Consider the following 12789-nt stretch of genomic DNA (forward strand, 5'->3'; position numbering starts at 1 on the left):
GGGTCGGCTCGGACTCGATGAGCAGTGGGGCGGGGTCATCGACTCGGCCGCCGCCGGGACCGCTGTCCCGTCATCGACCTGAGGTACGAGTGTCGGCGCGCTATCGATGAGGCCGTCAAGAATGCGTGTCGCCGGAGTGTTCCGCGACCCAGGCCGCGATCTGGGCTCGTGAGTTGAACCCGAGTTTGGTGAGTATGTTCTCCACATGTCCCCGCGCTGTGCGCTGGGAGATCGTCAATCGCGCGGCGATCGCCTTGTTGGTCATTCCCTCGGCGATGAGGTCCATGACCTGCCGCTCGCGCTTGGTGAGCGGCACCTCGTCGTCGGCCGATGCCACGTCTCGGTTCTGCTCTCCGAGAGCGAAGTCGACGGCCGATTCCAGCGTCATTCCGGAACCTCTGCGGTGGGCCGATTCGAATCGCCTCTTTCCGAGGGTGCCCTGGGTTCTGCGTACACAGTCGGTATGGAAGACCGCCATGTCGGGGAACACGATGCTGGTGCCGATGAAGTGACCGAGCCCATGTGCCGCGCCGAGTAAGACCGCTGTCCGCTCGGCTTGGTTGTTCTCGATCGAGATCCACGCCATTATCTCGAGCGCGACGACGGCGACGAGCGGATCGACCAGTCGGCGTGAGGTTGCGAGGGATTCCTTCAACAGCTGAATCGCTCGCCCGCTGTTCCCGGTGCGCCAGACTGCGAGCGCCAGGGGCCGCAATGCCAGGGACCGGATCTCCGTCTCATCGTGAGCGTCGGCGGTCGTCAGTGTTCTTTCGAGGCAGGCTATGCCGCTCGGCATGTGGCCACGGAGTACGAGAGCCCAGCCGAGGACGACCAGGGCCCTCAATTCGAACAGCACATTCTCTCGGGCACGGAATGCTTCGACGGCATGGTTGAGCCGCACACTGGCGAGATTCAAATCGCCGGTGTTGAGTGCGGTGCATCCGGACGCGTAGGCGAGTAGAGCCTCGATCGAGGGGTCGGCAGTCTGTTCCGCGAGGTCTTCGAGCTCGGTGATCCGCTCCGTCGCGGTTATCAGATCGCCGACTTGGCCCGCGAATACGATAGCGATGTTGAGCACTCCGGCTCGGTCGGCGGCCGGTGCCTGGGATACAGCGTCGAGCAGGCGATCGCACCAGCGACGCCCTTCATTGATCCGGCCGGTGGAGAACCAGAAACTGAAGAGGTGGGCAGCGGTGCGCAAGCCGCCGGCATCGCCTTCCGAGATACTGTGCTCCATGCTCTTACGGAGGTTCGGGAGCTCCCGCTCCAACAGGGTAATCCACTGGAGTTGCCGCGAACTCACCCAGTCGGCCTCGGCCCGCGAGACCAGACGGTCGTACCAGCTGCGATGGCGTCGGTCCAGTTGTGCCCGTTCGCCGAACTCGGCCAGCTTGTGTGCGCCGTATGCCTGCACGGTTTCCAGCATCCGGAAGGTCAGATCGGCACCTGATTGTTCCCGGATGAGGATGGACTTGTCGAGCAGTCCGGAGAACGCGTCCAGGAAGCCCTGCTCGGTGAGGCCGGTCCCGCAGATTTCCTCGGCGGTAGCGAGATCGAAGGTTCCGGCGAACACCGACATCCGGCCCCACAGCTGTTGTTCGGTGGCGGTACACAGGTCGTAACTCCAGTCGATGCACCAGCCCAATGTCTGCTGCCGGGTGGGAGCACTGCGGCTACCACGGGTCAGCACGGCGAATCGGTCGGACAACCGCTCCGAGATCTGGTCTGCGGACAGGGTGCGCAGTCGGGCTGCGGCCAACTCGATCGCCAAGGGCAATCCGTCCAACCGTGCGCAGATATCCGCCACGGTTCTCCGATTGCTTTCATCGAGATGAAAGTCCGGCACTACGGCGACCGCGCGTTCGGTGAACAACGTCACGGCCTCGCTGACGTTCGTTCCCGGGACCGGCGGTTCCGCGAAGCTCAGCGGCGGTACCAGTACGACTGCTTCACCACCGATTCCCAGAGGTTCGCGACTGGTGGTCAGAATCTTCAGCCGCGGCGCGGATTGCAGGAGAATCTCCACGAGTTCCGCCACCGGATCGAGCATATGTTCGCAGTTGTCGACGACCAAGAGAACTTCGCGGCCGGACAGGTGTTCCACCAGGGCTTCCAGTGCCGGCCGGCCGACCGGCCGTAGGCCGAGGGTGGTGGTCACCACGTCGACCAACAACAACGGGTCGCGCAACTCGGCCAGCTCGACCAGCCAGACGCCCTCGGCGTAGCTCCGCTGTAGTGTGTGGGCGGCCCGCAGTGAGAGACGCGACTTGCCCACCCCTCCGATCCCGGTCAGCGTCACCAGCGGCGACCGCGACAGCAGGTTCTTGATTTCCGCGACCTGGCTGCGCCTGTCGACAAAGCTGGTCAGCTCCTGCGGCAGGTTCCCGGCGGCGGTCCGCAGCCCGGTTCCGCCACGATTCGGGTCGTGGGCAGGGATGGGCGCGGACGTGGCCATCGGCCGGGGTTGCTCCCCGGACTCGCCACGCAAGGCCATGTGATCGACGGTGAGCCCATGGGCGGCTTGAATATGCCGCAGCTGCTGGCCGAGCGCTTCCGCGGTGGGACGTTGCCCGCTGTCGTGAGACATGGCCGTCTCGATGACGGCGGCCAGATCCGCGGGGATTCCGTACCCGCGCAGGTCCGGAACCGGCTGGGTGCTGATCCGCGCGAACTGCGCCATGACCTGTTCTCCGCTTCGGCGTTCGAACGCGGGGTGCCCGGTCGAAGCACAGAACAGCGTGGCGCCGAGACTGTACACATCGGAAGCACGGGTCGATGGGGTACCACCGAGAACTTCGGGTGCGGTGAATGCCGGTGAAGCGGTCACTGCACCGGTGGCGGTACGGAAGCCTTCGGCGAGGTGGGCGATGCCGAAGTCTGTCAGCGCCGGTTCGCCGTAGTCGGTGAGCAGGATATTGCTCGGTTTGACTTCCCGGTGGAGTATGTCGGCACGATGCGCGGTTTCCAGCGCGCCGGCGAGCTTCACCCCCAGCCGCAACAGTTCGACGAGTTGTAAGGGGCCGTCGCGGCGTATCCGGGCCTCCAGCGAGCCCTGCGGGTGGAAAGGCATCACCAAGTACAACCGGCCGGACTCGGTCTCACCGACCTCGAGGACCTCGACGATATTGGGGTGCCCGGTCAGCCGGCCCATTGCCTGCTGCTCGCGGAGGAATCGTTCCCGATCGCCATTCAGCTCGAAGGTCAGGACCTTCACGGCTACCACGCGGTCGAGGACGGGCTGGACGCAGCGGTACACAACCCCCGAGCCGCCCCGGCCGATCTCCGCGGCGCCCTCCAGTCCGGCGTCGTTCAGTTCCGCGACCGCATCTACACCCAGGTTGCGTTGCGTTGCGAAAGGGTCTGATCCCATCGACAGTCACTTCATGCCATGCCACCCGCCCCAGGCAAAGAATACACGCGGCAGCGCCTGTCGGCAGTCCCGGAAAAGGGTGCTCGATCAGCGCCGGCCTCGGGCGAGCCGTGCCATTGCGGGCGGCGAATTCGACATCGGAAATCCGGTACACGACTCTTTGCTCCCGCGGTATCCCGGATCGTTACGTCCGGGGGAGCGGATCGCGCGTGGGGTGTCGTGTTCGAGCGGTGTCCGCGGGCTTTCCCCGACAACCCTGCGCGGTATGACCACAAGCAGGTCACCTGGTCCGCGGGTGCGCGTATCGGAAGCGTTATCGGTACCGAGCCGCCGAAACCGGGTGGAAATGTCGATCGAGCTTTCGGTCCGACCGTCCACCGGTCGCTGCCTCGCCCACGGCGGCCTGCGTCGACAACGACTCACCGGTGCGACACGATTGGAATCGATGACGACTGCGGTGGCGAGCACGAACGCGCAGGGTGTGGGCCAGATCGGGCAACTCCTGCTGGCCTTCGCGTTGTCCTCGGTCATCGGATTGGAACGGCAGTTCCGCGGCAAGAGCGGGGGCCTGCGCACGCAGGCGATTGTCGGCACGGCGTCGGCGTTGTTCATGATCGTCAGCAAGTACGGATTCGGCGATGTGCTGTCGGCGGGGACGGTTGCTCTGGACCCGTCGCGCGTCGCGGCACAGGTCGTCTCCGGTATCGGATTCCTCGGCGCGGGTTTGATCATCACCCGGCGTGGCGCCATTCACGGGCTCACCACCGCGGCATCGGTGTGGGAGACCGCCGCGATCGGCATGACAGCGGGCTCCGGTCTGGTATGGCTGGCTCTGCTGGTCACGGGACTGCACTTCGTGATCGTGCTCGGCTACACGCCGCTGGGGCGTTGGATATCGCGGCGCGGTAGCGCCGAGCGCGGGTACATCATCACCTACGAGGACGGCCGCGGCGTGCTGCGTGAGGTCCTCAGCACCTGTACCAAGCGCGGATGGGTGATCGATTCGATGGCGGTGCTCGCGCAACGTGCCGACATCGGTGTTCGGCTGCCGCCGGATCGGCTGGTCACGGTCGCGCTGCGGCTCCGCGGGCCGGGTGCGGTGGACGCGAGCGCGGTTCTCGGGGGTATCGACGGGGTAATGCGCATCGACACCGGAGACGACGAGAACGACTGATCGCCGAACCCGCCCTCGCGCGGGCCGGCCGGTCGGTCGGCGCCGCGGCGGTTCATGCTCCGGTGTGGAGGTGGGCGGCCCACAGCGATGGGGTGGCCGGAAAGGTGTCGCGCGCCGCGCGGACGGCGTGGTGCAGTGCGTGGGGCGCGCGGCCGAGATCGACCGCCGGCGTATCGGGCGCGGTACGCAAGGCCGTGTAGAAGGCGTCGGCGATGCGGATCGCGATATCGTCGTCGATTGTCCACAGCGTGCCGATGACATGGGAATATCCGGCGAGCTGGAAGGCGGACGCCAGGTGGATGGACTCGTCGACCAGTTGAGTATCGGTGCTGATAGCGGTATCGCAGGCCGACAGATACGCCAACCGCGCCCGGTCGAGATGGACAGGGGCGAGTGCGGCGACGGTGAGCGGCGTCGTGGCGTGATCATGTAACAGCAGCCGGCTCCGCGAGGGGTCATCGGGGTCGGTGGCTCCGTGACAGGCGAAGTGCACGATGGCGCGTTCCGGCAGCAGATCCAGCACAGTGGCTGTTGTCGGGCGGGTGTGTTCGGCAGACGGCCTCGCCAGGGCGCCGAGAGCGTTTACTTCATCGGGCTCGGTGAGGACGGTGGCTCCGGGCAGATGCGTGGCGACCAGGTGGGCTTCCTCGAGCACGTAGTGCAACCGCCCGTCCATCCCCGGTGTTGTGGGCATGGCCACGACGAGGGCCGGCCCGGGCGTATCCGGGTCCGCGGTGGACGGGCGCCGGCGTCGCGCGTATTCGAGCGCGGCGACGGTGGGCGTATAGGAAGAGACGACGCGGTCCATCACCGTCGGTGCGTCCGATCGGGCCGGATGAGTGTGATAGCCGGCCGCGTGGATCGGTAGTTGGCCCAGGAGTCCGCCGGGCGCCCACCACACCCGCGGTCCGGCCCGGTCGGGCGCGATCGGCCGATGAAAGCCCAGCGCATCGAGTACGGGACCGGTTGCGTTGTCCCACAGCCATTCCAGGGTGGAGCTCAGATATCGTTGCGCGGCTTGCCGTTCGGTGCCGGTGCTGCCGTGGGCGGCGGTGTTCAGCGCCTCGCGGAAGGTACGGGCCCGGTCGCGCACCGCCGCCGCGGACAGGGCGGGCAGCGGCAGGCAGGAGATTCCGTCGGCGGTGAGCAGAAGCGCGTCGCTACCGTACCGGCCGATGCTGAAGGCCACCACCGGCCCGTGGTCGGCCTGCGCGACCAATTGCCCGGTCGACGGTGGCAGGGCGAATGTTTCGAATCCGGGGTGCGTCCGGATGCGGGCGAGCACCTCTTCGAATTCGCGTGCCAGTCGGTGCCGGTCCGGAGCCGGGTCTTCGGAACCGCCCGGAAAGGGGATGATGCCGGACCGATTGAGCTCTTCACGCAACCGGACGAAGTCACGACCGAGGTCCGGATGCCGGTCTATTAGCTCGGTGGTCTCCGCGCGGACCTGGACCGTCCGGTTCAGCAGTACGGCCCGGCCGGCCTCGAGCAGGCGCAGCGCCAGATCCGCTCGGTCTTTCTCGGGTACAGCCGGATTCCGCAGGGTCAGCGCCGCGGCGTCGGCGGCGAATCCGCCCCATCGGCCGATGGCGTACTGCTGATCGGACCGTTCCAACTGCCGCGGCGTGATCTCGGGAAGCAGCCGGATCGCGTGCTCGATCAACTCGGCGGCACGAGCCGGTTGCGTGGCCGCGACCAGGTCGGCGGCAGCGCGGGCCGCCAGGATCCGGGTCGACGGCGGTGCCACAGTGGACCGCTGCGCGTCCAGAAAGGCTGCGGTGGCCTCGTCTCGGTCGCTCGTGACGTCCGTTCGCCAGAACCGCATCATCAGGGCGGACCCGAGCTTGATGAGCTGTTGGGCGTACACAGGGTGATCGGTGGGCGTGATACCCGCGGCCCGCCGCAGTGTATCGATGGCCTCGCCGAGATCCGCCGGGGTGCCGGTCTGTTCGAAGCGGGTCCGGAGGGCGAACCCGAGGTTGCCCAGCATGGCCGGCAGGTCGGGGTGATCGGTGGGTGTCGCGGCGACGGCCTGCCGGAACATATCGATCGCCGCTTCCAGATCGGCTGTCTCGGTCGTCTCCTCGAATCGGTCCGACAGGGCGTTTCCGAGATTCATCAGCAGGATGTTCATTGTCTGGTATCCGGTCGGGGCCGAATCCACCGCAGCGCGCAGACCGGTGACGGCCTCATCCAGGTCCGATCGCGTTCCGCTGCGCTTGTAGCGATTCCGAAGGGCTGTCCCCAGAGTCGTCAGTCTGCCGGCTCGGGTGCCGCTGTCTCCCGGTGTGCCGGTAACAGCTCGTCGAGCCATCCGGATGGCTTCGTCCAGATCCGTCATGGAACCGGTTCGATCGAATCGATCGACCAGCGCGCGGCCGAGACTTCTCGCGCGGTCGGGGTAATCGGGATCCTCGGTGGCCGTAACCGCCACCGCTTCCCGTCCGATCCGGATCGCCTCGTCCAGATCCGCCGGGTCCCCGGTTCGCTCGAAGTGGATGCGCAGTGTGAACCCCAGACCGAACAGGTTGCGGGCACGATCGGGATGACCGCTGGGGGCCGCCGCCACTGCCTGTCGTCCCGCGTCGACTGCCTCGTCCAGGTCGGATATCGTCCCGGTCCGCTCGAACCGGCTCAGCAGCGCGGCGCGAAGGGTGTCCATGGATGCGGCGCGGCCCGGATCACCGGCGGGAGTGCCGGTCACCGCCTGTCGCACGAGACGAATGGCTTCGTCGGCATCGGCACGGTCGCCGGTCCGCTCGAAGCGGGCCCGCACGCTTCGACCCAGGACGTGTCGGATCTCGGTCCGCAGGTTGTCGGGAAGCGATGCGGGGATCGCGGATATGGTCTGCTCGCCGAGCCGGATGGCCTCGTCCAGATCGGCCGCCGTCCCCGTCCGTGCGTACCTGTCCGCGTGGGCCGCGGCGAGGTGCACCAGCCGTACACAGAGCAGCGGATCGTGCGTGGCCGTCGCGGCCACCGTCCGGTGCCCCAGCGCGATCGCTTCATCGAGGTCGGCGAGTTGCCCGGTCCGCTCGACTCGGCTGCGTAGCGCGGCGCCGAGTCGGTCGGTCCTGTCGGCGAGATCGGGATCGCCGTCGACTGTGTGGGCGACCGCTTCCCGCATCAGCAGGACCGCGCCGTCCAGATCGGCGAGGTCGCCGTTCTGCTCGAACCGAGTACGCAAACTGCTCCCGACGGCTACCAGCACGACGGTACGGAAGGGGAGACCGGCCGGGACGACATCCAGTGTCGCGCGACCGAGCCGCACGGCCTCATCCAGATCTTCTGCCGCATTCGTCCGGTCGAACCGGAATACCAGCGCTCTGGCCAGGTGGTATCGAGTGCCGGGAAATGCGGGGTGGCCGGCCGGGGTGTCGGCCAGGAGTTGCCGGCCCACGCGGATCGCGTCGTCCAGTTCGGCAACGGTCTTCGCTCGATTCACCCGGCTTCGAAAGGCGTCCAGTGGGCCGAACGGACCGCTTCGGCCGACGGCGGCCAGCGTGCCCAACTGCTGCCAGAGCCCCTTGACAGCGGTGAAGAAACCGGATCTGTCGCCGTCGTGCTCACGATCTGTCATACCGCCCTCCCCGGATGCTATCGACGCTAGTCATCCGACGGCCTGAAGCACAACGTCTTCGACGATATGATCGAACTGCCGCGCTGCACCGCCGTGTACGTGGCATCTGCCGGATTGCTCGTCGTCCCAGGGGGTTGTTTGCTGCCGTCGTCACAAAATGCCGGGCGGGTCGCCGCAGGATTGGCGTATCTGTGTGGGCATCTGGAGGATATTCGCAGCGTGCTCGGCGACGACGGGAGCGATACCGCAACACCCCTCAACCGTCTGATCGCCGCCGTGCACTCGGACGGCGCCACCGATCTCGGTGGGTCGCTCGATGCCGTCCATACCGCACTACAGGCCGGCGGTGATGCGCGTGGGCTGTACGGACACCACCGCACCCCCACGCCGATCGGCGTGCACCACCTCGAGGTCGTCTACCGCTGTCCGCTCGCACGGTGCGCGGGCCGAACCGCCGATGAGGTCCACGACGACCCCCCGCGGTGCGCCCTCACCGAGCGGGAGTTGTTGCGGGAGCGACTTTCCTGAATGGGCGGCTTGTGGGGCGAACTGACGAAGAAGCTCGCCGAGAAATGGCTGTCGCTGCTGGTTTTGCCGGGTGCTTTCTATCTCGCGGTCGCCGGTGCCGCATTCGTTCTCGGACACGGTCGTGCGCTGGATGTGGGCCTGCTCGCCCGAACGATCACCGGCTACGCCGAAAACCCGGCGATCACCGCCACGGGCGCGGGGATCCTGCTCCTGGTGGCGATCTCGGCCTGCGCGGCCGCGGTTGGGCTCGTCGCGCAAGCTGTCGGAACATTTGCCGAACATATCGCGCTGGCGGCGGATTGGGCCGCCTGGCCGATGCCGGTCCGGTATCCGGTGCGCTGGTGGGTGGCCCGGCGCATACGTCGCTGGGATATCGCCGAGGCCGTCTACCGCCGGGAGCTCCGGAAGATGCTGGCTCCCGACCCCGCGGACCGGCCGGATTCCGCGCTCCGGCAGCGCGCGGCCCGCACCCGGAACCGGATCTCGGTGGAGCGGCCGGAACGACCCACCTGGAGCGGTGATCGAGTACACGCCGCGGCTGTTCGCCTCGACCGCGACCACCACCTCGACCTCGCCACGGTATGGCCGTCGGTGTGGCTGATCCTTCCGGATTCCACCCGTGACCAGATCAACGAGGCACGGACTGCCTTGGCGCGGGCGACCACGCTGCTCGCCTGGTCGGTCCTCTATTCGGTCCTGACGGTCTGGTGGTGGCCCGCCGCCCTGATCGGCGTCGTCACCGCGGCAACGGCCCGGTATCGCATCCGCACCGCAACAGATACCTATGCGACTCTCCTGGAAACCGCGACCCGGTCGCACGCCGTTTCCCTCGCGACCCAACTCGGTATCGAGCACGCGGGCCCGCTCACCCCGCAACTCGGCCACGTTCTCACCCGCCACCTCGGTAGCCCGCGTCCGGTCACCGACTGAGCGAACCGGTATCGCCCTGTAGGAAGGCGGCACGACCGGACCGGTCGCCGCCCACGGCTGCTCCGATATTCGTCGACGTTCCGGCTGTTCCGAACTGCAGATCGTTCCCGCACCGCCTGGGGCGGACTCGTGCCGGCCGGGTGTGGTCGGCCGAGGGCGCCGCTCACGAATCGTGGGCTACCGATCCGGAATCGAAACGGAACGTGCGGGCGGCCAGGGCCGATTGCAGCTGCCACACCGACAGCATCTGGCCCAGCTTCATCGCCGCGCCCTTCATACTGCCCATCTGCTGTGCCGCCTGTAATGTCGAGCGCTCGGCGAGCATACGGTGCGCCTGATCGGTGCGCCCGATCAACGCCATCTTGGTCCCCACTCCGTGGGCCGCCTGGGTGGCCGCCAGTTTTCCGAGCATGCCTGCCCGGGCCAGCCGGCCCGAAGCAATGCGATGTTCCACCGCTACGCCTCCTTCGCGTAGGTGCGATGCACCTTTCCGCAAATAGTCCCGGGCCATCGCCGATTGCGGTATCGAGTCGAATTCCTCCGCCGCGCCGGCGGCCCGTCATTACGCGACCATGATTATGCGAGCATGTCGGCTCCCCGGAAATCGGGTATTCGGCGCCGGTCCGGTCACCTTGTGACAGGGCACAACGAATCGCGGAGCCACGGGATCGTCGGAGGAGCAGTCCTCGTAAACGGTGGACGAACCCGGTAGCTGCCCGAAGTCGCAGTTCGCCGCGCCACCCAGGTGCGGGCCGCGCGGCGGAATCGTGCCGACCGAAGATCGTGGGTGGTGCGGGCCGGCCGCGTGAAGGGCGATCACGCGGCCCGCGGTGCGGCGATCAGAGCGAGCCACCGCCGCCGATCAACCACGGATTGAAGGTGCATTGCAGAGGCTGGGACGGATCCAGGGTGTTCAGGATGATCGACAGTACCCGCGGCGAGTACATCATCGTGAGGTGATCCGACAGGTCTTGTTCGCAGCCGTCCTGCAGAGTGATGTTGTGTACTGTCGCGCCAGGCCCCGCCGTCAGGAAGGTCGAGTCGTATGGGGTGGTGATCTCGTCGTACCGGCTTCCCACCACCGTGTACTTCACGCCGGGCACGGTGTCACCGGCGGCATTGAGATTGTTGACGAAATCGGACCCGACCGTCTGTTGGATACCGGAGTGGCCCACGAAGATCTCCACCAGGCCGAGCACATCGATACCGAGATTGTTGATGGCCCGGCCCAGCGCACCGATACCGATCAGTGTGGTGCCGTGATGGGTGGCACCGAAGGTCATCAGGTGCGCGACCTTCTGGGCGCCACCCTCGAACTGGATGTACTGCCGTGACACGGCCCCACCCTGGGAATGGCCCACGATGTTCACCTTCTGCGCACCGGTGGCCGCGAGGACCCGGTCGACGAATACGGCGATCTGCTTCGCCGAATCCTCGATGTAACCGGTGCCGTTGGCGCCGGGCAGCGCCGAGCCGACGCCGCCACCCTGTATCAGACCGGACTTACCGTAGTTGAAGGTGAAGACGCAGTGGCCGGCGTCGTGGATCGGCTGCGATACGAACGCGAAGTTGTCGTAGGCGTTCTCCCAGGTGCCGTGTATCAGTACGACCGGTTCCGGATGCTCGGCGGTGGGCTTGCACGCCCAATCATTGGAGCCGGGTGGCGCGACATCGGGATTGAACGCGCTGTGCGCGAAGGCGGCGAGAAAGGAGGTGGAGGCGGGCCCGAATCCGACGGTGTCGGAGGAATGGCCGCCGCGCAACCCCGAACTCGAACCGGAACCGCCGTAGCAATCGCCGGACCCGTTGCCCGAGCCGGTCCCACTACCGGAATTGCACGCGGATCCCGAAGCGCTGCCGCTGTCGGCGATGGGGTGCGCGGCCGGGTCTTTCAGCCCGTCGGCGATCAGGTCGGCCAGCTGTTGCTCGGTGGGTGCGGCCGTAGGTTCGGCATGGCCGGCCGGGCCGGCCACGCCGGCCGCGAGGACAGCCGCGCTCACGACCACGGCGGCACGCAATGACCTGCTGATTATCGTTCGCTTCATCGGTTACCTTCCTGCACACAGGTGCGATCGGTTCCCGCAGTGGGTGAAACCTTTCACACCTGAGAACCGCGAACGACGCTAGAACGGCGGAGCCCGAACAGCTTTCGAAAGATATTTATTCATTGCGGTTCACGAGAAGAGCCACCGATAATCGGGCTCGACCACAGGCCCTCGATTATGGGAAGGGGAGGAAAGAACAGCTGTTTCTATAGTTGTTTTGCACAGTGCCGGAGGAAATGTTTGCGGAACTATTGACGGCATGTAGCCCAATTCGAGTTCCGCCGGTCCGGGTGATCGGTGCTCGGCACGACGGTTGAGCGGATCGCCGATACGTGAGCCCGAATTGGGGGTCGGTGGCGCGGGGGAAGGCCACGTCGGCGAGGACGGCGGACGCGGGCGCCGAGATGACCGGCCCGTTCGCCGAGCGGGTGGCCGATCTGACGCGGCCGGATTCGGCGCCGCCGGTAGGGCCTCGACAGTTGTCGACTCGATGAACTCGGCCGAGGGCAGCGGAGTGTTTTCGGCTGTCTCCATCCGTCGGGCCTGTCGGTTGACCGGAGTCGGGGCCGCCGGATGCCGCACGCATCGGCGACCGGCGATGGAACCGTTACCTCACCGGGCCGGCCGCGTTCGGTCGGACGTCGTCGATCCGGAAGAGCACACACCGGCCGGCCAACGCGGCGAACTCGTCCGGATCGTCGCTGGTCACCACCCCGGATTTGATCATCACCGGCACACCCGTGGGCACCAGTCGCGGAAACTCCCGCAGCACCGGTTCGCTTTCCTGCGCCGGGATCTCGACCAGGCGCACGACGCGCCGACGGCGTCCGAGCTTCAACTCCGCGGTATCCGCGGCCTGTACATTCTTCACCCAATCCGCACCGGGTATACCACCGAGAACATATTCGACGCCGTGGTACTCGAACGGTGTCACCGGTGTCGTCCGCGGCTGCCCCGATTTCCGGCCCGGTACGGTGAGCAGCGCCATCGGCAGCGATACGCCTATCCGGCTCACCGCAACCATCGCCCGGTTCATCGGTTTGAGCCAACGGGGGATTCGGACGTTGCGCTTGCCTGTCACGATGTACTCCTGGGGATTTCGGTGTCGACGGCCTGCGCCGAGAGGAGCGGCCGGGGCACGAGATCATATCGTGCCGCGGTC

General features: G+C 66.8%; 8 protein-coding genes. 3 read left to right on the forward strand and 5 right to left on the reverse strand.

The annotated features are described in order from the left end of the window. Positions 1–115: 115 nt before the first annotated feature. Positions 116–3370, reverse strand: coding sequence for a protein kinase domain-containing protein (locus tag ACQPYS_RS11530; protein ID WP_433492577.1), 3255 nt, complete (start codon positions 3368–3370; stop codon positions 116–118). 436 nt (positions 3371–3806) lie between these two features. Between ACQPYS_RS11530 and ACQPYS_RS11535 the strand changes: the two genes are divergently transcribed. Beyond that, a complete protein-coding gene (locus tag ACQPYS_RS11535) occupies positions 3807–4544 on the forward strand; it encodes an MgtC/SapB family protein (protein ID WP_433492578.1) in 738 nt (245 codons plus the stop codon). A 52-nt stretch (positions 4545–4596) separates the two neighbouring features. On the opposite strand, the gene ACQPYS_RS11540 is transcribed toward ACQPYS_RS11535, so the two are convergent. Continuing rightward, positions 4597–8124: a CHAT domain-containing protein gene (locus ACQPYS_RS11540; protein WP_433492579.1), complete on the reverse strand. Its 3528-nt coding sequence runs from the start codon at positions 8122–8124 to the stop codon at positions 4597–4599. Positions 8125–8190: 66 nt separating this feature from the next. On the opposite strand from ACQPYS_RS11540, the gene ACQPYS_RS11545 reads away from it, so the two are divergent. Together ACQPYS_RS11545 and ACQPYS_RS11550 are read left to right on the forward strand one after the other, a co-directional pair. Continuing rightward, positions 8191–8652, forward strand: a complete 462-nt coding sequence (locus ACQPYS_RS11545; protein ID WP_433492580.1) for a hypothetical protein — start codon at positions 8191–8193, stop codon at positions 8650–8652. Then, positions 8653–9582 carry a hypothetical protein gene (locus ACQPYS_RS11550; RefSeq protein ID WP_063036193.1) on the forward strand — a complete coding sequence of 310 codons (930 nt, stop codon included), beginning with the start codon at positions 8653–8655 and terminating at the stop codon, positions 9580–9582. Between the two features lie 163 nt (positions 9583–9745). Here ACQPYS_RS11550 and ACQPYS_RS11555 read toward each other — a convergent pair whose 3' ends face one another. The 3 genes from ACQPYS_RS11555 to ACQPYS_RS11565 form a co-directional block, all read right to left on the reverse strand. Then, complete coding sequence (locus ACQPYS_RS11555; RefSeq protein ID WP_433492581.1) at positions 9746–10036, reverse strand: hypothetical protein; 291 nt, start codon at positions 10034–10036, stop codon at positions 9746–9748. Between the two features lie 385 nt (positions 10037–10421). Next, positions 10422–11627 carry an esterase/lipase family protein gene (locus ACQPYS_RS11560; protein WP_431938988.1) on the reverse strand — a complete coding sequence of 402 codons (1206 nt, stop codon included), beginning with the start codon at positions 11625–11627 and terminating at the stop codon, positions 10422–10424. A 607-nt stretch (positions 11628–12234) separates the two neighbouring features. Beyond that, entirely contained in the window at positions 12235–12663 is a 429-nt protein-coding gene (locus ACQPYS_RS11565) for a nitroreductase family deazaflavin-dependent oxidoreductase (protein WP_433493027.1), read from the reverse strand. Positions 12664–12789: the final 126 nt, after the last annotated feature.

The organism is Nocardia grenadensis (assembly GCF_050942415.1).
Classification (GTDB): Bacteria; Actinomycetota; Actinomycetes; order Mycobacteriales; family Mycobacteriaceae; genus Nocardia; species Nocardia grenadensis.